The organism is Pseudoalteromonas sp. T1lg75, from assembly GCF_002964705.1.
GTDB lineage: Bacteria > Pseudomonadota > Gammaproteobacteria > Enterobacterales > Alteromonadaceae > Pseudoalteromonas.
Map to the genome: position 1 here is coordinate 15,821 of NZ_PQCD01000004.1, position 18,872 is coordinate 34,692.

The window sequence follows — 18,872 nt, forward strand, 5'->3', positions numbered from 1 at the left end:
TATGACCAAACGAATTTTAATTACCGGTGCAGCCAGTGGCATTGGCCGCTATGTGGCGGAGCACCTGGGGAAACAAGGCCATGAGATCTTACTGACCGATCTGGATGGTGAGCGAGCCAAGGCCGAGGCCGAACAGCTTCAACAGCAGGGCGTTCGTGCCCAGGGCCTGGCGCTGAATGTGGCAGAACTGGCCTCCCTCGGTGATTTTATTGCCAGGCAGCCGACTATAGACGTGCTGATCAATAACGCCGGTGTTCAATACGTAGAGCGTCTAGACGACTACCCCTTGGATAAATGGCAGCTGCTGCAGGATGTGCTGCTCAATGGCCCGGCTATGCTCACCAAGGCGGTGCTTCCAGCGATGCGAGAGCAAAACTTTGGCCGTATTATCAATATCGGCTCCATTCATGCCCAGGTGGCCTCCAAGTATAAGTCGGCCTATGTGTCGGCCAAGCATGGCCTTATTGGTTTGGGCAAGGTGCTGGCGCTGGAGACCGGGGATGTGGATATCACGGTCAATACCATTTGCCCGGCCTATGTAAAAACACCCCTGGTCGAGTCGCAAATAGCCAGCCAGGCCAAACAGCATGGCATCACGGAGCAAGAGGTGATCGACACCATAATGCTGGCTCCCATGCCTAAAAAGGCCTTTATCGGCCTGGATGAAATCGCCCACACCGTTGATTTTTTACTGGCGGATGCGGCGCGCAACATTACCGCTCAGGCCATCGCCCTTGATGGCGGCTGGACGGCGCAATAGGAGAGACGATGGCAGGTTTTAATAAGGTAGTGAACAGCTACGGTGAAGCAATGGCGGGCCTCGAAGACAATATGACGGTGATCGCCGGCGGCTTTGGCCTTTGCGGTATTCCCGAGGGCTTGATCAAAGAAATCAAAAACAAGGCCACCCGAGGTTTGACTGTGGTTTCCAATAACTGTGGTGTCGATGGCTTTGGTTTAGGCATCCTGCTTGAAGATAAGCAGATCCACAAAATGGTCGCCTCTTACGTGGGTGAAAACGCGTTGTTTGAACAGCAACTGCTGAGCGGCGAGCTGGAAGTGGAACTAACCCCTCAGGGCACCCTGGCGGAGAAAATGCGTGCCGGTGGCGCCGGCATCCCCGCCTTTTACACCGCAACCGGAGTAGGCACTGTGGTGGCCGAAGGCAAGGACATCAAGCAGTTTGCTGGCCGTGACTATGTGCTTGAGCCAAGCATTGTCGGCGACTTTGCCATAGTGAAGGCGTGGAAGGCAGATCGTTACGGCAACTGCATCTATCGTCATACGGCGATGAACTTCAACCCCATGGCGGCTACGGCAGGCAAGATCACCGTGGTTGAGGCGGAAGAAATTGTCGAGCCCGGGGAGCTGGAGCCCAGTCAAATTCACACCCCGGGTATTTATGTGCAACGCGTGATTCAAGGCCAGTTTGAAAAGCGCATCGAAAAACGTACGGTGCGAGGAGCATAACCATGGCGTTGACACGAGAGCAAATGGCGCAACGCGTCGCCCAGGAATTACGCGACGGTTACTATGTGAATCTGGGCATAGGCATTCCCACCTTGGTTGCCAACTATGTACCCAAAGGCATAGATGTGATGCTGCAATCGGAAAACGGCTTGTTGGGCATGGGCGAATATCCGCTTGAGGCACAAGTGGATGCGGACATGATCAACGCCGGTAAGGAAACCGTTACCGCCCGCACCGGCGCCGCGATTTTTAACTCCGCCGAAAGCTTTGCCATGATCCGCGGTGGTCATGTGGATTTAACCGTGTTGGGCGCCTTCGAAGTGGACCAAAACGGCAACATCGCCAGTTGGATGATCCCCGGCAAGCTGGTCAAGGGCATGGGCGGGGCCATGGACTTGGTGGCGGGCGCCAAAAATATTATCTGTACCATGACCCATGCCAGCAAGCATGGCGACTCAAAACTGCTGACCCAGTGTTCACTGCCGCTGACGGGCGTCGGCTGTATCAATAAGGTGATCACCGACCTGGCGCTGCTGGAAATCAAGGATGGTGCGTTTCACCTGCTTGAGCGCGCTCCCGGCGTAAGCGTGGAAGAGATTAAAGCAAAAACCCAGGGCAAGCTCATCTGCCCGGATCAGGTTCCTGAGATGCAGTTTTAGGGTTGTCCCGACTCTAAACTGCGCCAGCCAACACCCAGCTAGCCTGCTATGCTGGGTGTTTTTTATGTGTTCATCACAACCCAACCCAAACGCAGGCGTAGGGTGCCCTAAGTAGGAGCTGTGCTAAGGTTTAAGGGCTATTAACCAGAGGCGACAGAGATCTAAATGAATAATGTCATTCTCGAGTCTGTTATCACCTGCCCAGCGTGCGGCGCAAAGAAGCAGGAAACCATGCCAACGGATGCGTGCCAGTATTATTATGAGTGTTCATCTTGCCACACCCTGCTAAAGCCTTTACCCGGTGACTGCTGCGTGTATTGCTCATATGGCTCGGTTAAATGCCCACCGATACAAAAAGATGGCAGGTGCTGCGGTTAATAACACTCAAATCAAATCGGGCAGCGATTGCCACGGCTACAGCCTAGATTCCCCCCTTGTAAAAGCTGCTTACATTTTATTCGATGCACTGAATGTGCATTTAGGTCATGCTAGGTCCATCAAGAAAAAGGAGAAAGCACAATGCGATGTCATGAAGTTGACTATGAAATTATCGGCCATTCAATGCAAATGGTGGAAGTGGAACTCGACCCGAATGAAACTGTGATTGCCGAAGCGGGGGCGATGAACTACCTCGATGACGGCATTCAATTTGAAGCGAAAATGGGTGACGGCTCACAGGTCAATCAAGGGTTTATGAGCAAGCTGTTTAGTGCGGGTAAGCGCATGATCAGCGGCGAGTCCCTGTTTATGACCCACTTTACCAATCAGGGCATGGGTAAAAAACGCGTTGCCTTTGCCGCGCCTTTTCCCGGCACCATCATCCCCTTGAACATGGCGCAGCTGGGTGAGCAGGTGTTCTTACAAAAAGACTCCTTCCTGTGCGCGGCAATGGGCACCGAGGTCAACATCGCCTTTCAGCGTAAATTAGGCGCCGGTTTCTTTGGCGGCGAAGGCTTTATTTTGCAGCGCTTAGAAGGCGACGGTATGGCTTTCGCCCATGCCGGCGGCACGGTCGTTGAGAAACAGCTTAACGGTGAAACACTGCGTTTAGACACTGGCTGTGTGGTTGGCTTTACCGGCGGCATCGAGTTCGATATCGAGCGGGTGAAGGGGCTGCGCTCCATGTTCTTTGGTGGTGAAGGCCTGTTCCTCACCACGCTGCGCGGCCACGGCACCGTGTGGATCCAAAGCCTGCCTTTCTCACGTCTGGCCGATCGCGTGCTTGAACATGCCCCCCGAGCCGGGGGCTCACGCCAAGGCGAGGGTTCGGTCCTTGGCGGTATCGGCGACATGATAGGCGGCGACTAGATAATCTTTATTTGGCAATGCCACACAGGTATTGCCATTCTTCCTCGGTGACCGGCATCACGGACAAGCGCCCGGATTTTTTCAGCGCCAGCTCTTCGATGGCCGGGTCGGCCTTGATCGCCTGCAGAGTCACCGGCTTGTTAAAGGTTTGCCGGTATTGCACATCGACACTAAACCAGCGCGGCGCCTCGGCTGTGGCTTTAGGGTCATAATAATCGCCGCTGGCATCGAATTGGGATGGATCCGCATAGGGGCCATTCACTATCTCGGCCACGCCGACTATGGCCGGCACCTTGCAGCTTGAATGATAGATAAACACCTTGTCGCCCACTTTCATGCCATCGCGAATAAAATTACGGGCCTGATAATTACGTACGCCATCCCACACCGTGGTGCCGTTCGGCGCCGCTTTTAGGTCTGCCAATGAAAACGCATCGGGCTCTGTTTTGAGTAGCCAATAAGCCATGTCGGGTCCTGTGCTGAGCTAGGTAATCGGGTTCATTGTATAGTATTATCATTGTATTAGCTGCAATGTGGAAATGAGGACACAATGAGCCAAGCATTAGATAATTTATTGTCGCTGTTAAAACTGGAAGAAATCGAGTTGGGCCTGTATCGCGGTGCCAGCCAAGACCTTGGTTTTAAGGCCGTTTTTGGCGGTCAGGTTATGGGTCAGGCACTGTCGGCAGCGAAGGAAACCCTGCCCGAAGGGCGCGTGGTGCATTCCCTGCATTCCTATTTTTTACGCCCCGGCGATGCCTCGCGTCCCATTGTGTATGATGTGGAAAATATCCGCGATGGTAAGAGCCTGAGCACCCGCCGTGTCAGCGCCATTCAGTACGGCAAACCGATTTTTTATATGACCGCCTCTTTCTCCGGCGACGCCCAGGGCCTGGAACACCAAACACCTATGCCGGATGTGCCGGCACCGGAAGGCTTACGCTCTGCCCTGGAATTTTACCAAGAGCATGCGCACCAAATTCCAGAGCCTATTCGCAACAAGTTTATCAGCGAAAAGCCCATCGACATGCGCCCGGTGAATTTCCAAAACCCCTTTAAGCCGCAGGTGGCCGAGCCAATTAAGCATATCTGGTTTAAGACCAATGGCGAGATGCCGGATGACCAGCGTATTCACAACTATTTGCTGGCCTATGCGTCGGACTTCGAGTTTTTACCAACGGCACTTCAGCCGCACGGTAAGTCCTTTATGCACCCAAAAATGCAGGTAGCCACCATCGATCACTCCATGTGGTTCCACCGCCCATTCCGTATGGACGAATGGATGCTCTATAGCGTGGACAGCCCCAGCGCCAGCTGTGGCCGCGGTTTGGTGCGCGGCCAGTTCTTTGACCGCAAGGGCAACCTGGTTGCTTCCACCATTCAAGAAGGGGTGATGCGCGAGCGTTAGGGGCTTAAAACTGCTGCGCTCATCATTACGGCGTTGAAAATCGCTTCAAAGTCCTCATTTACGGCCAGTAAACTGCGGCTTTTCAGCGATTTTTGCCTTGTACTGACTTCGCTCGCGACGTTTTTAGTGGATGTAAGAGCGCACCGACAAAAAAGCCCACATTCAAGAATGCGGGCTCAGTTGTTTAAGCTTCTTTTTCGTCAACTCGATTGGATTTACGTTTGTCCAAACCGAATTCAAATTTTAGAAACCAAGCATGAAATGCTGCGGAAATACTAAAATGAATTTTCATAGCCAACACCTATTGAGGGTTAGTGACTATCAGGCTTACAGGTGTATTTTTAGTTGTCTGCTATATTGAAATCTATATTTTCTGCGTGAATTAAAGTGAGCACTTTTTCGTGTAGTTCAATCAATCTGGTGAGCTGCGGTTTATGTAATATTGGCTTAAACGTTTGTATTTAGTTCGCTCGACACTTTAACTTATATTTAGTTTGTTCGTTTAGGTATCTTAGTTAAGTATTTTACTTGCCTTGATTTTGCCTGACACCTCGCGGATAACCGCTTGCAATTTATAATATGCTTTCAGGTGACTAGGTCAAGAAAAATATACTGCAAAAAACTGAATCCTAAAGGCACTATATCCTCGCAAATTTAAACTGAAGGGATCTCTATGAGTTACGCTACGGCAGCAGGAAAAATACGCCAAAAGATTAGACACTTCACTACAGACAGTTTTGTCACATGTATTTTATCCCGCCTTCATCAAAAAAGTGATAGAGGTGAAGCGTATAAACGTTCTTGGATTTTGTGCCTTGCTATTGATTGGGCGCTAGAATTGGAGCCGGTTAAAGGTGCAAAGCTAGCTACGCAAAAAGATGTTCAAGGAATCTTGCAAGCTATGTGGGAGTTGCAAGGTAAAGCTATGGGTATAGAACAAGAGCGAGATATATGGCTCTCACTTAGAGCATTTATGTTATCACAGCTGCGTTTTCAAGTGCCCAGAATTACTCACAGTTTCTTCCTGTTGAGGCTTCACACCATAATGTTTCAGCAAGGGTATAAACAAGCTTTTATCGATGACTTTAATAAAGCAACCGGAGTTAATCTTGAAGAGTTCTTTCTGTTTGCTTTATGGGTCGACCTTAAGCTTACACAAGAAGGTGTGTCGGAGCTGTCCTTGTCGCAAATAATTTCGTCTTTATATCCTGCTTTTTCAATATCTTCCATATCCCGTATTCTCAAGTTAGTGGGTAGTCCTATCTGCAACTTAAAGAAATTAGCTAGGCCATTACCAACCCCTTTGAAACCTGAAACTTACTTTTATGAACCTCTACTGATTAATAAGCCCCTGATACTAACGGACAAAAGTGTGACTTATGCTCACCCCTATATCTTGAGTATTGGGATTAGTGAGTTTGTATTACGAACACTGAAAAGCTTTGACGCGCAACGTTTCAAAAAGAAATTTACAAAGAGTTTTGAGTTCTATTTGGGTACGGCGTTAACTGAATTTCAATTCTCATATACTACAGAAGATACTCTTAATAATGTCTATCGTGAGCATAATCGTCAGGGTAAGGTTGTTGATTTTCTTCATCAAGATCAAGGTTCTTCAATCTTTATTGATGCGAAGGGGGTGGAACCAAAAGAAAAGCTGCTAGTTACAGACTCCGCATCTATTATGAAAGATAAGCTCCGAGACAATTTGCTAAGCGGTGTTATACAGGCAAGTAGGTGTGCTAAGACCTTGAGTGATATCTATTATGACAACTTAGCTCCTTTTGAGCGCAGATATTCTATTGTTGTCACACATCAAGACTTTTATTGCGGAAGCGGGCGTAAATTAATTCAATACCTTGGTGAAGATTTAGCGCACAAAATAACAGATGCTGTGGATGGGCAATTTCCTATTGAAAATATTCACTTCTTCAGTGTTGCCGATTTTGAAGGGATGCTAGCTACTTGTTGTGAAGCTGGTAAAACAATTGCCGATTTTCTGGATTTCTGCACGGAGCAGGAAAGAGAGCCCGAGACACAGACATTCGATATGCGGCAAAGGATAGAAGCATTTGGACATCTTTATAACCTAGAGAATAAATCTCCAATAGGTACTCAATTACTCCAGCAAAATCTTGATACTTTGCTCAACGACTTAGCAGCTAAGCTTACGTATTCAAGCAGGTATTGGAGTGTTGACGAACAAAAAGTTCCACGCTTTTTAGGAACACTAGCTAGGCTTGAACAGGAATTAAAAGCTTAGTTTTGGGTTCTTTTACGTTTTCACTAAGAGCGAATCTTACTGGTATCGTTTCCCCCGTTACGATTCGCGCTGGAGAAATCGGCTTTTGTTGTGGAGTGTGCTTAAAACAACGGAGCATGGATGCGGAGTTAGGTTTATCGAGTCAGGACGACGAGTTAAACCGTGTTGAAAGCTAAGCGGAGCGTTTAACAAAAACCTGAGTTCGGAGGCATTTGCGAATCACGGGTTCGCGGAGTTTCCAAAGAGGGAGTCGAATCACTCCCTCTTTGGTTGCAGTCGCCAACGCGACAAAATATAACCGCCATAGTCGGCGGCCCGACGATCTAGAAAGGCTTACGCCTGACCTGCATGCATCGCCGCTATGGCATCACTTATCGACTGCCACAACCTGGCAGGCAGCAACTGCTGCAGATCTTGGTACAGGGCAACCAGCTCGTCGGTATGGGCGAGGGCGTTGTCGCGCTGATGCACCAAGCCTTGCTCTTTAAGGCTGGCAATAAAGCCGGTCAGTACCTTCTTATCGAAGAATTCCGGGCTCTTAATGCCATGCAAGGTGCCCAGGCGGTTGGCGATCACGGTGCCTTCTTTTTCCAGCTCCCAAGGGCTCATATCGCCGCTTTGGCTTAATAGGCCTATGACTATGGCGTAGCGCAGCAGGGTGTGGTGTACCACCTTGCCGAGCATTTCCAGGGTGGCCTGGTTGTCACCCGCTTTGATCACTTCCAGCTGCTCGCCATGTTGGCGAATAAGGCCCTGTTCGGCAAAGCTGGCGAGAATCTTGTCGATGTAGTCTTCGTTCAGCTCGGGCAGGAACCATTCCTTGGCAAACAAGGGGTAGAGGCGTTGAACCTGTGCCTTGCACTCGCGAACAGTGATGCTGTGGTGGTTAAACAGCTGCTGGGCGATGACGCTGGGCACCGCAAACAGGTGCAGCACATTGTTGCGGTAGTAGTTAAACAGGGTGCGCTCTTTTTCTTTAATGGCAATGATGTCGCCAAACGGGTCGTTGACCACATCAAACTTATTGAGCGTCAGCGCGTGTTCGAGCAGCTCGGCGCTGTTTTGCTGGGGCAGGGTTAACTTGTCGCTGAGCGGCGCATCGCGGTGCAGGCGCAGATAGAAATCCATCTGCTCCAACAGTTGTGACTTACTGAGCGCAAACTGATCATTGGTTAACAAGATGGTGGCCAGCAGGTTCACTGAGTTCAATGCCGCGGCACTGTTGATATTCAGCATGATCTCGTCGGCCAGATTGCTGACCTGCTTACCCAGCCAGGCCGGCTTTTGTACATCGGTGGGGTGAATCGCCTCGCGCCAGTTCGGCTGCTGCTCATTGAGGAACTGGTTGATATTGATGGGCGCACCAAAGTTCACGTTGCCGCGACCATAGTTCTTGAGGTTTTTAATGGCCTTGAAAATACCCAGCACGGACTCGTTCTTTTTATTGTCGCCGGCCAGCTCTTTGAGGTAGGTGTTGATCTCCATCACATGCTCATAGCCGATATACACGGGCACTATGCTGATGGGGCGGTCGATGCCGCGCAGCATGGCCTGAATGGTCATGGCCAGCATACCGGTTTTCGGTGGCAACAGCCGGCCGGTACGGCTACGCCCGCCTTCGGTGTAAAACTTCACCGAGTAGCCGTTAATAAATAGCTGACTTAGGTATTCTTTAAACACCGCCGAGTAGAGCTTGTTACCGCTGAAGGAGCGGCGAATAAAGAAGGCGCCGCTGCGACGGAATATGGGCCCGGCGGGGAAAAAGTCGAGGTTAATGCCCGCAGCGATATGCGGCGGCACCAGGCCCTGGTGATAAATCACGTAGGTGAGTAACAGGTAGTCCATATGGCTGCGGTGGTAGGGCACATAGATGATCTCGTGTCCTTTGTCGGTCAGCTCGCGCACCTGCTCGGCATAGTTCACATCGATGCCGTTATAGAGCTTATTCCACAACCAGGTAAGAATACGGTCGGCAACACGGACCATGGCATCGGAATAGTTGGCGGCGATTTCATCGAGCAGACGCAGGGCATTTTGTCGCGCCTGGTCCTGGCTAATGCCCTTGGCCTTGGCTTCGTCGGCAATGGCTTTTTTAATGGTTGGTGATGCCAGCAAGGAATTAAACAGCGCCTCGCGCGAAGGCAGTTTGGGGCCGGTGGCCGCCAGCTTTTGGCGACGGAAGTGCACCCGGGCCACGCGCAGCAGCTTTTGCGGCAACTCGTCTTTATCGCCCTTATCATGCACCAGCTGGGTTAAGTCCAGGGGCTGGCTAAAACGAATAAGGTTGTCGCGCCCTGAAAACAGCACCACAAAAAACTTCCGGAACCAGCTCGGTGTTAAGGAGTGGGAGATCAGCGTGCTTAAACCCGGCTTTTCTTTCCCCGGGTTGCGGCCCCACAGAATGGTGACCGGAATAATCTGGATTTTTTGTTGCGGTTGCTTGGCCAGAGCATCGAAAATCGCCTTACCCTGTTGCAGTGCACAGCTGGGGCGGCTTTTAGTGCCGAACACCGGTGGTGGATTTTGAATGCCGATGAAGCGCGGCAGCTCGGTGTCGGCCAGGCTCTGCTCCTGGGCGGGGTCGGGCAGGCCCAGCTTGCGACAGACCTTCGCCAGGGCGGCGATATCGAGGCGTGAGTTTAAGCGGCCAATGTAGAAGGTCGGTACCGAGGTATCGAGCTCAAAGTCGGCAATCGGTTGCTGCGGCAGCACCTTGGACCTTACACAAATGGCATTTAAGCAACGGGCTAAAAAGTCGACGCTGCGGTTTAAAATCTTCATTTACTCTCACTCGCTTAACCGCGTTACCACGGGGGTAACAACCGATCAGGTAATCTTGTTTATTAATACTTTGTTTAATCTAGCGGGCCAAAGGTTAGGCTGGCTTGGTATAAAAATTATTTATACAGAACAACTATATACCATAATTTTAGCCTTGCTATCCTGCGTCTCTATCCGACGCTGTGGCCGCTTACTTTATTAATGCAATTGGCATCAAAAAACACAAAAAAGGGCGCAAATGATACCAAGTTATAACTGGACTGACCATTGCCATGAGCTGGCTTGGCGCCTGAGCCAAGGGCGCGGGGAGGTTTTGCCTCCCACTGCAGCGAGGAAAGGGATTGGCCTTGGTACATAAAATGAACAGGCTTTAAGCCTGCTGTCAGTTAAAAGTCTCGATAATACGAACAATGGCTGCGAAAAACGCGCCAGGCTCGGTATTTAGTCGTATCCCTGGGGCTGAATTCTGTGTTGCGGCAGACAAGAAGGACGGGTGAGTGGCGCAGCATCAAGCGCTTCCTCCTTCTTGTCCACCGTACCTATCCCTTCCCTGAAAAAACTGTTGCATTTATCACCAATCTCTCTATAATGTGCGGACTTTCTTTGCCTTAGGTGTTTCACCAAGGACTTGGAAAGCTAGATATAGCTTGGATTTCAAGCATAAACAGGAGCTCCGATTTGGAGCTCAATGGTAGAAAATGAAAGGACAACCGACTTCTTAGTAGTAAGTAAGTTTCGGGTGTTTTTTTATGCTCTTTTTAAATGCTCTTTTTATTGAGGTTTTAGAATGTCAAATCAACGCATTCGCATTCGCCTAAAAGCTTTTGACCACCGTTTGATTGACCAATCAACGGCGGAAATTGTGGAAACTGCGAAACGCACAGGTGCTCAGGTACGTGGTCCAATCCCACTTCCTACACGCAAAGAACGTTTCACTGTATTGATCTCTCCGCACGTTAACAAAGACGCGCGTGATCAGTACGAGATCCGCACCCACAAACGTCTGATCGACATCGTAGAACCAACAGACAAGACTGTAGACGCTCTAATGCGCCTAGACCTTGCTGCTGGTGTTGATGTTCAAATCAGCCTGGGTTAATCGGAAGATTAGAGAGGTTTTAGGAAAATGGCATTAGGTCTAGTCGGTCGTAAAGTGGGCATGACTCGTATCTTCACTGAAGATGGCGTATCTATCCCAGTAACCGTAATCGAAGCGACTCCTAACCGTGTTACGCAGATCAAATCTGACGCAACAGACGGTTATAACGCGCTTCAAGTAACCGCAGGCGAGAAAAAAGCTAGCCGTGTAAACAAACCAGCAGCGGGTCACTTCGCTAAAGCTGGCGTTGAAGCGGGTCGTGGTCTGTGGGAATTCCGTCTTAATGGCGGTGAAGGCGACTTCGAAGTTGGTAACGAAATCACTGTTGAAGTATTCAACGAAGTGAAAAAAGTTGACGTTACCGGTACTTCTAAAGGTAAAGGTTTCCAAGGTGGTGTTAAGCGCTGGAACTTCAGCATGCAAGACGCTACACACGGTAACTCTTTGTCTCACCGTGCTCCTGGTTCAATCGGTCAAAACCAATCACCTGGTAAGGTGTTTAAAGGTAAGAAAATGGCCGGTCACATGGGTGCTGAGCGTGTAACTACTCAGAACCTAGAACTAGTACGTGTTGACGCTGAGCGTAATCTGCTTCTAGTTAAAGGTGCAGTACCTGGCGCTATCGGCGGTGACGTAATCGTTAAACCAGCTGTTAAAGCATAAGTCCTGGAGATTTAGTGATGGAATTAGCAATTAAAGACGCGTCAGGCGCTCTTGAAGTTTCCGAAGCTACTTTTGGACGTGAGTTTAACGAAGCATTAGTACACCAAGTAGTTGTTGCTTACGCAGCAGGTGCTCGTCAAGGTACTAAAGCTCAGAAGACACGTTCTGAAGTAAGCGGTGGCGGTAAGAAGCCATGGCGTCAAAAAGGTACTGGCCGTGCACGTGCTGGTACAATCCGTAGCCCAATCTGGCGCAGCGGTGGTGTGACTTTTGCAGCTAAGCCGCAAGATCACAGCCAAAAAGTAAACCGTAAGATGTATCGCGGTGCGATCAAGAGCATCTTATCTGAGCTTGTTCGTCAAGAGCGTTTAGTTGTAGTTGAGAACTTCGGTATCGAAGCTCCTAAGACTAAAGCCCTTGTAGCTAAGCTGAAAGAGCTTGAGCTTAAAGACGTACTAATCGTGACTGAAGAAGTAGAAGAGAATCTATTCCTTGCAGCACGTAACCTATACAAGGTTGACGTACGTGACGTAGCTGGCATCGACCCAGTAAGCCTAATCGCTTTCGATAAGGTTGTTATGACTAAGGGTGCTGTAAAGCAACTTGAGGAGGCGCTAGCATGATCCGTGAAGAACGTCTTTTAAAAGTAATCCTTGCTCCACATATCTCTGAGAAGAGCACTGTATCTGCTGAAGATAACAACACGATTGTTTTCAAAGTACTAAAAGATGCAACTAAAGCTGACGTTAAAGCAGCTGTAGAAAAGCTTTTCGAAGTAGAAGTAACTGGTGTTCGCACACTTAATGTTAAGGGTAAAACAAAGCGTACTGGTATGCGTTTCGGTCGTCGTAGCGACTGGAAGAAAGCCTACGTTACTCTTAAAGAAGGTAGCGAGCTAGACTTTGTCGGCGGCGCCGAGTAATAAGGGGAGTTAGAATTATGGCACTTCAAAAGTGTAAACCAACTTCTGCGGGTCGTCGTCACGTCGTTAAAGTGGTTAACCCTGATCTACACAAGGGTAAGCCATACGCTCCGCTTCTAGAGAAGAACTCTAAGACCGGTGGTCGTAACAACAAAGGTCGTATCACGGTTCGTCATATCGGTGGTGGTCACAAGCATCATTACCGTGTAATTGACTTTAAACGCACTAAAGATGGCATTCCAGCTAAAGTAGAGCGTCTAGAGTATGATCCAAACCGTAGCGCGAACATCGCCTTGGTTTGTTATGCCGACGGTGAGCGTCGTTACATCATCGCTCCTAAGGGTCTTAAAGCAGGTGATCAAATCCAGTCTGGTGTTGATGCACCAATCAAAGCTGGTAACACCTTACCTATGCGCAACATGCCTGTAGGTTCGACTGTACACAACGTAGAGCTTAAGCCTGGCAAAGGTGCACAGATTGCACGTTCTGCAGGCGCTTACGTACAAATCCTAGCACGTGAAGGTCAATACGTGACTCTACGTCTTCGTTCAGGCGAAGTTCGTAAAGTACTAGCTGACTGTCGCGCAACTCTAGGTGAAGTAGGTAATGCTGAGCACATGCTACGTTCACTTGGTAAAGCCGGTGCAAACCGCTGGCGTGGTATCCGTCCGACCGTTCGTGGTGTTGCCATGAACCCGGTAGATCACCCGCACGGTGGTGGTGAAGGTCGTACTTCTGGTGGTCGTCACCCTGTATCTCCATGGGGCGTACCTACCAAAGGTTACAAGACTCGTAAGAACAAGCGTACTGATAAGTTCATCGTACGTCGTCGTACTAAATAATAGTTGAGGAATAGCCATGCCACGTTCTCTCAAGAAAGGTCCATTTATTGACCTGCACTTGCTGAAGAAGGTAGAGAAAGCGTTGGAAAGCGGTGACAAGAAGCCAATTAAAACTTGGAGCCGTCGTTCAATGATCATACCTAACATGATCGGATTGACCATCGCTGTCCATAATGGTCGTCAGCACGTTCCTGTGTTTGTCACAGACGAAATGATCGGTCACAAACTGGGTGAATTCGCACCTACACGTACTTACCGCGGTCACGCTGCGGATAAGAAAGCTAAGAAACGTTAATCGGAGGTTATGATGGAAGCATTAGCTAAACACAAATTCGCCTCTGGTTCGGCGCAAAAAGCACGTCTAGTTGCAGATCAAATCCGTGGACTACCGGTAGATCGCGCCCTAGAAATCCTGGCGTACAGCCCTAAGAAAGCGGCTGCATTAGTTAAGAAAGTACTTGAGTCTGCTATTGCTAACGCAGAGCACAACGAAGGTGCTGACATTGATGAGCTTGTAGTAGCGAAAGTATTTGTAGACGAAGGTCCTACAATGAAACGCATCATGCCTCGTGCTAAAGGACGCGCTGACCGCATCCTTAAGCGTACAAGCCACATCACTGTTGTGGTTTCGGATAACTAGGAGATATAAGTAATGGGACAAAAAGTTCATCCTACTGGTATTCGCCTAGGTATCTCTAAACCTTGGGTTTCTACCTGGTACGCGAATACAAAAGATTACTCTGAGCAGCTTTTTGGCGATCACAAAGTACGTTCTTACCTTACTAAGGAACTTAAGAACGCTTCTGTGGCTAAAATCGTTATCGAGCGCCCAGCAAAATCTATCCGTGTAACAATTCACACAGCTCGTCCTGGTGTTGTTATCGGTAAAAAAGGCGAAGACGTTGAAAAGCTACGTCAAGCTGTAACAAAAATCGCTGGTGTACCTGCGCAAATCAATATTGCGGAAGTACGTAAGCCAGAGCTTGATGCACAACTAGTAGCTGACGGTATTGCGTCACAGCTAGAGCGTCGTGTTATGTTCCGTCGCGCTATGAAGCGTTCGGTACAAAATGCAATGCGCTTAGGTGCAAAGGGTATCAAAGTTGAAGTAAGCGGTCGTCTAGGCGGCGCAGAAATCGCACGTTCTGAGTGGTACCGTGAAGGTCGTGTACCTCTACACACTCTTCGTGCTGATATCGATTACGCAACTTCTGAAGCTGCAACCACTTACGGCATCATCGGTGTTAAAGTATGGATCTTCAAAGGCGAAGTTATTGGTGGTCTTCCACTAGTTCAAGAGCAAGAGAAGCCTGCTAAACGTGGCCCGAAGAAAGCCAAGAAAAGTGCTAAGTAGGAGTAGCGAATAATGTTACAGCCAAAACGTACAAAATTCCGTAAAGTGCACAAAGGCCGCAACCGTGGTCTTGCGCAAAACGGTAACAAAGTAAGCTTCGGTACTTTCGGTCTTAAGGCTACTGGTCGTGGCCGTATGACTGCTCGTCAAATCGAAGCAGCTCGTCGTGCTATGACACGTCACATCAAGCGTCAAGGTAAAATCTGGATCCGTGTATTCCCAGACAAGCCAATCACTGAAAAGCCGCTTGAAGTTCGTATGGGTAAAGGTAAAGGTTCTGTTGAATACTGGGTTGCTGAAATTCAGCCTGGTAAAGTACTTTACGAAATGGAAGGTGTTTCAGAAGAGCTTGCTCGTGAAGCATTCAACCTAGCGTCTCGTAAATTACCATTCAAAACCACTTTTGTAACTCGGACGGTGATGTAATGAAAGCTAGCGAACTTAAAGACAAAAGCGTAGAAGAGCTTAACGCTGAACTTATTGAACTTCTTCGTGAGCAGTTTAACCTGCGCATGCAAGCAAGCACTGGTCAGCTAGCTCAATCTCATTTGCTACGTAAAGTACGTCGCGATATCGCGCGTGTTAAAACGGTTATTAACCAGAAGGCAGGTGCATAATGAGCGATAAGATCCGTACTCTACAAGGCCGTGTAATCAGCGACAAGATGGACAAGTCTTTCACTGTTGCTGTAGCCCGTTACGTGAAGCACCCGGTATACGGTAAATTCATGAAACGTACTACTAAGTTGCACGTACATGATGAAAACAACACTGCTCTAGAAGGCGATACAGTTACTATTCGTGAGTGTGCGCCTATCTCTAAGACTAAGTCTTGGACATTGGTAGAAGTTGTTGAGCGTCCTAAGAAAGCTTAATTTTTAATTAAGTCTATTTGGACCAAAAAAGCCCTGGCATCTGCCGGGGCTTTTTCATTATTGGGCCGTTGCGGCTGGCAAAATACCCACACTCCCGTCTATTTCTTCTTCCCTTTTCTATTGCGTCTTCAGCCAGTGAAGCATTGGTCGAGCCCGGTTAACTTATCCTGATCTGAGCCCGGTTTATTTTTATGCCTTGTAACCTTTGAAGGCTGCGGTACGTATTAAGCAAATATGGCGTGTTATTGAGGTGCTATTATTAACGCTTCTAGGTCTTACAAATTTATCGGAATTGCGTCCATCTCAGGGGGCTTTAATATTGGAATTGTCATCTTCTCGGCTTATGAACTCAGGGCCTTTTTTACCCAGATGAGCATCAATGACGCGTCGCAATCCGATAACGGCCGTTGGTCAGAGCTGATGGCCAGTGCTCAAATGGGTTGCGAATCCGATTACCGTCAATTACTGACCGAGCTGGCGAACGTGATCCACGGCTACCTTAAAAAGCGATTCGGGGATCAGGAGTTCATAGAAGATTGCGTCCAGGAAACCTTGCTCGCCATTCATAAGGCGCGCCATACCTATGATCCCCAGCGCCCATTCCGGCCCTGGTTTTTCACTATTGTTCGGCACAAGGTGATAGATTATCTGCGCCACAAAAGTAGCCGCATTCAACACACCGAGTCGTATCAACTCGAAGCGCAGGGTCTTGTATCCCAGAGCGCTTCGGTGGAAGACGGCATTGATGAAGAAAACCTGTTGAAGGAGTTGTCGGCTCCCCACAGGGAAGCACTCACCTTGACCAAGCTGGTAGGACTGAGCAGCAGTGAAGCCGCGAAACAATTGGGAATTTCAGAAAGCGCGCTTAAGGTGCGAGTGCACAGGGCCATCAACAAACTCAAACATCTTATCGAGGCGGAAGACTAATGCCGGATCGAATAACCTTTATCGCGGATCTCAGCCATAACCTCAAGCCGGTCGGCAAGATGCCGGATCTGGACAAGCTGGCCATGGCCTGGTTAGTGTTGAGTATGCTGTATGTCGTTGTGCTTACTCATCTTGTTGGTCCAGCCCGCCCGGACGCTTTTTCTCAGCTGTTGTCGACGCCGCGTTTCTTATTCGAAACCCTGTCGGGGGTGGTGGCGATAGTTTATGTCAGCGTGCAGGCTTTTCGAGATGCGGTGCCCGGCAGAACAAGCGGCAAATTGCAGCTCCTTGGTTTAACGCTGATGTTATTCTGGCTGCTGCAATATGTAATCGGCTTAGTGGCTCCCACACTTGAGCCTGCCAGCCTGGAAAACGACAGAGCTGTGATTTTGAAACCCTGCTGTATTCCTTGGTGCCCCTAAGCTTGGCCTGGTTTGTGACGCGTAAGTTCTACCCTCTCTATCCACGACGTATGGCCATTTCTTTGAGCCTGGCGTCCGGTATGATGCCTGCGTTGTATATGCAGCTAGCCTGCATGTATGAACCAGGCCATATTTTGCTGTTTCATATCACCCCGGGTTTGCTAGTGATGGTGATCGGATTGGGATTGGCCTGGCTTTATCGCGTAAGGCGTTGAGCGGGAAGACAGGCAATTACATCCACCTCTACCTCATTCGCTGGGATCTGCCATTTTGCTAAGCATTGGTTCACCAGTTCGCCGTGTAATTTACCTATCTACGCATTTAGAGTGCGGCAAATGCTGCAGGTCTTTGTCTCACCTAGCAAAGTTATTACATATATTAATTCGATACTTGGCGCTTTAATGACTTTTGTTAACAGAAGGCGTAAGCTGGCCCAAAGTGTTCCTCGAAAACAAGAGATTGGCCAACCCACAGGCCAACAATACCCAAGTGCATTTGACGCTCAGGTACGTGCATTTGGGTATGCAATTTTTGAGGAATAACTATGAACGACGAATCAATACCACGCATCGTTATTGTTGGTGGTGGTGCAGGAGGATTAGAACTCGCTACGGGCTTGGGCCATAAATTGGGCAAAAAGCACAAAGCTGAAATTATACTGATAGATCGTAACCGCACACACATTTGGAAGCCTCTACTCCATGAGGTCGCAACTGGCTCACTCGATGCTAGCTTGGATGGTGTTGTCTATTCTGCGCATGCAGCAAAACATCATTTCATTTTTCAACTCGGCACATTTTATAATGTTGACCGACTTACCAAAACAATTTTACTTGCCCCCCTATTAGATGATCGTGGCCAAGTAGTGCTTCCCGAACGCACGCTTAGATACGATAAACTGATTCTCGCCATCGGCAGTGTGAGCAATGACTTCAATACTCCCGGAGCACAAGAGCACTGTTTCTTCTTGGATTCAGTCAGTGGTGCAGAACGTTTTCAACACACCTTGTTGGACAGCTTTACTCGCTTGCAGCAGGCGGATGAGAGCACGTCAAAACTCAACGTAGCAATCATCGGTGCAGGAGCCACGGGTGTTGAATTATCTGCTGAGCTCTATCATGTCACTAGTTTACTTAAGATATACGGACTAGATAAGGTCAATAAAGATCGCCTGAACATTCATCTTATTGAAGCGAGTGACCGGATCCTCCCGGCGCTGCCTGAGCGTATCGCTACTAAGGCGACAATGGAGCTTAAAAAAATTGGCGTAACCTTACATTTGGGTAAACGAGTTTTGCAAATCGATGAGCGCACTATCCACTTTGAAGATCAAACTTTGGATTGCGACATTAAGGTCTGGGCTGCAGGTGTAAAAGCACCGGACTTTTTGAAAGACCTTGGTGTCTTTGAACTCAATCGTAACAACCAAATTGTGGTTAACTCTTACCTGCAAGTAAGCGATGACGAACATATCTATGTAGTGGGGGATTGCTGTGCGTTCACGCAAGAGGACGGCTCCTTGGTGCCGCCGAGAGCACAATCAGCGCATCAGATGGCCAGTACGGTAAAAAACAACATCATTCGCGAGTATCAGGGCAAGCCTCTACAACCTTTTGTTTATAAAGACCATGGTTCCCTAGTGAACTTGGCCCGCTTTAGTGCCGTTGGCAATTTGATGGGTAACCTCAGCAGTGATGTGTTTATTGAAGGCAAAATTGCGCGGTGGATGTATATGAGCCTGTACAGAATGCATCAACAAGCAGTGCACGGCACTTTGAAAATGATGGCGCTGTGGCTAAGCGAAAAACTGATGCGAGTTGTTAGGCCGAAAATGAAATTACATTAAGTGCTCAATGCGGCGCATAAACAACTTATTCGCC

At 48.9% G+C, this 18,872-nt stretch carries 24 protein-coding genes; 22 read left to right on the top strand and 2 right to left on the bottom strand.

Features of this window, described 5'->3' with window-relative positions:
* Position 1 precedes the first annotated feature (1 nt).
* The 5 genes from C2M36_RS00795 to C2M36_RS00815 all read left to right on the top strand — a co-directional run bounded on the left by C2M36_RS00795 (position 2) and on the right by C2M36_RS00815 (position 3,437).
* Complete coding sequence (locus C2M36_RS00795; RefSeq protein WP_105253312.1) at positions 2-760, top strand: 3-hydroxybutyrate dehydrogenase; 759 nt, start codon at positions 2-4, stop codon at positions 758-760.
* Positions 761-768: 8 nt separating this feature from the next.
* Entirely contained in the window at positions 769-1,470 is a 702-nt protein-coding gene (locus C2M36_RS00800) for a CoA transferase subunit A (RefSeq protein WP_105253313.1), read from the top strand.
* A 2-nt stretch (positions 1,471-1,472) separates the two neighbouring features.
* Positions 1,473-2,129: a CoA transferase subunit B gene (locus C2M36_RS00805; RefSeq protein ID WP_105215028.1), complete on the top strand. Its 657-nt coding sequence runs from the start codon at positions 1,473-1,475 to the stop codon at positions 2,127-2,129.
* Positions 2,130-2,294: 165 nt separating this feature from the next.
* Entirely contained in the window at positions 2,295-2,507 is a 213-nt protein-coding gene (locus C2M36_RS16935) for a GDCCVxC domain-containing (seleno)protein (RefSeq protein ID WP_105199956.1), read from the top strand.
* Positions 2,508-2,648: 141 nt separating this feature from the next.
* Complete coding sequence (locus tag C2M36_RS00815; protein ID WP_105253314.1) at positions 2,649-3,437, top strand: TIGR00266 family protein; 789 nt, start codon at positions 2,649-2,651, stop codon at positions 3,435-3,437.
* A 7-nt stretch (positions 3,438-3,444) separates the two neighbouring features.
* On the opposite strand, the gene C2M36_RS00820 is transcribed toward C2M36_RS00815, so the two are convergent.
* Positions 3,445-3,903 carry an EVE domain-containing protein gene (locus C2M36_RS00820; protein WP_105253315.1) on the bottom strand — a complete coding sequence of 153 codons (459 nt, stop codon included), beginning with the start codon at positions 3,901-3,903 and terminating at the stop codon, positions 3,445-3,447.
* A gap of 84 nt (positions 3,904-3,987) precedes the next feature.
* On the opposite strand from C2M36_RS00820, the gene tesB reads away from it, so the two are divergent.
* Together tesB and gapS1 are read left to right on the top strand one after the other, a co-directional pair.
* Entirely contained in the window at positions 3,988-4,845 is an 858-nt protein-coding gene (gene tesB / locus C2M36_RS00825; RefSeq protein ID WP_105253316.1) for an acyl-CoA thioesterase II, read from the top strand.
* A gap of 673 nt (positions 4,846-5,518) precedes the next feature.
* Positions 5,519-7,108: a GapS1 family protein gene (gene gapS1, locus C2M36_RS00830; protein WP_105253317.1), complete on the top strand. Its 1,590-nt coding sequence runs from the start codon at positions 5,519-5,521 to the stop codon at positions 7,106-7,108.
* Between the two features lie 333 nt (positions 7,109-7,441).
* Here the strand turns inward: gapS1 and plsB are convergent, their stop codons facing one another.
* Positions 7,442-9,889: a glycerol-3-phosphate 1-O-acyltransferase PlsB gene (gene plsB / locus C2M36_RS00835; protein ID WP_105253318.1), complete on the bottom strand. Its 2,448-nt coding sequence runs from the start codon at positions 9,887-9,889 to the stop codon at positions 7,442-7,444.
* A 787-nt stretch (positions 9,890-10,676) separates the two neighbouring features.
* On the opposite strand from plsB, the gene rpsJ reads away from it, so the two are divergent.
* From rpsJ to C2M36_RS00920, 15 genes are all read left to right on the top strand, one after another.
* A complete protein-coding gene (rpsJ, locus tag C2M36_RS00845; protein ID WP_010376390.1) occupies positions 10,677-10,988 on the top strand; it encodes a 30S ribosomal protein S10 in 312 nt (103 codons plus the stop codon).
* A 27-nt stretch (positions 10,989-11,015) separates the two neighbouring features.
* On the top strand, positions 11,016-11,651 hold the full coding sequence (gene rplC, locus C2M36_RS00850) for a 50S ribosomal protein L3 (protein ID WP_105253320.1): 636 nt from the start codon (positions 11,016-11,018) through the stop codon (positions 11,649-11,651).
* 17 nt (positions 11,652-11,668) lie between these two features.
* The gene (gene rplD / locus C2M36_RS00855) at positions 11,669-12,274 is read left to right on the top strand and encodes a 50S ribosomal protein L4 (protein ID WP_105189381.1); all 606 of its coding nucleotides are present in this window, start codon (positions 11,669-11,671) and stop codon (positions 12,272-12,274) included.
* Entirely contained in the window at positions 12,271-12,573 is a 303-nt protein-coding gene (rplW, locus tag C2M36_RS00860; RefSeq protein ID WP_105199951.1) for a 50S ribosomal protein L23, read from the top strand. Before rplD ends, rplW begins: the two co-directional genes overlap by 4 nt.
* A gap of 17 nt (positions 12,574-12,590) precedes the next feature.
* Positions 12,591-13,415, top strand: coding sequence for a 50S ribosomal protein L2 (rplB, locus tag C2M36_RS00865; protein ID WP_105189379.1), 825 nt, complete (start codon positions 12,591-12,593; stop codon positions 13,413-13,415).
* Positions 13,416-13,431: 16 nt separating this feature from the next.
* Complete coding sequence (gene rpsS / locus C2M36_RS00870) at positions 13,432-13,710, top strand: 30S ribosomal protein S19 (protein ID WP_010367084.1); 279 nt, start codon at positions 13,432-13,434, stop codon at positions 13,708-13,710.
* A gap of 12 nt (positions 13,711-13,722) precedes the next feature.
* Positions 13,723-14,055 carry a 50S ribosomal protein L22 gene (gene rplV / locus C2M36_RS00875; RefSeq protein ID WP_105189398.1) on the top strand — a complete coding sequence of 111 codons (333 nt, stop codon included), beginning with the start codon at positions 13,723-13,725 and terminating at the stop codon, positions 14,053-14,055.
* 12 nt (positions 14,056-14,067) lie between these two features.
* On the top strand, positions 14,068-14,769 hold the full coding sequence (gene rpsC / locus C2M36_RS00880) for a 30S ribosomal protein S3 (protein ID WP_105189378.1): 702 nt from the start codon (positions 14,068-14,070) through the stop codon (positions 14,767-14,769).
* 12 nt (positions 14,770-14,781) lie between these two features.
* Entirely contained in the window at positions 14,782-15,195 is a 414-nt protein-coding gene (gene rplP / locus C2M36_RS00885; RefSeq protein ID WP_105253321.1) for a 50S ribosomal protein L16, read from the top strand.
* Positions 15,195-15,386, top strand: a complete 192-nt coding sequence (rpmC, locus tag C2M36_RS00890; protein ID WP_105189377.1) for a 50S ribosomal protein L29 — start codon at positions 15,195-15,197, stop codon at positions 15,384-15,386. The genes rplP and rpmC overlap by 1 nt, the downstream gene beginning before the upstream one ends.
* On the top strand, positions 15,386-15,643 hold the full coding sequence (rpsQ, locus tag C2M36_RS00895) for a 30S ribosomal protein S17 (protein ID WP_105253322.1): 258 nt from the start codon (positions 15,386-15,388) through the stop codon (positions 15,641-15,643). Before rpmC ends, rpsQ begins: the two co-directional genes overlap by 1 nt.
* 369 nt (positions 15,644-16,012) lie before the next feature.
* A complete protein-coding gene (locus C2M36_RS00900) occupies positions 16,013-16,570 on the top strand; it encodes an RNA polymerase sigma factor (protein ID WP_105253323.1) in 558 nt (185 codons plus the stop codon).
* Positions 16,570-16,992: an NrsF family protein gene (locus C2M36_RS00905; protein WP_105253324.1), complete on the top strand. Its 423-nt coding sequence runs from the start codon at positions 16,570-16,572 to the stop codon at positions 16,990-16,992. Before C2M36_RS00900 ends, C2M36_RS00905 begins: the two co-directional genes overlap by 1 nt.
* Positions 16,993-17,006: 14 nt before the next feature.
* Positions 17,007-17,207, top strand: a complete 201-nt coding sequence (locus C2M36_RS00910; protein WP_158678829.1) for a hypothetical protein — start codon at positions 17,007-17,009, stop codon at positions 17,205-17,207.
* A gap of 329 nt (positions 17,208-17,536) precedes the next feature.
* Entirely contained in the window at positions 17,537-18,838 is a 1,302-nt protein-coding gene (locus C2M36_RS00920; protein ID WP_105253327.1) for an NAD(P)/FAD-dependent oxidoreductase, read from the top strand.
* Positions 18,839-18,872 lie beyond the last annotated feature (34 nt).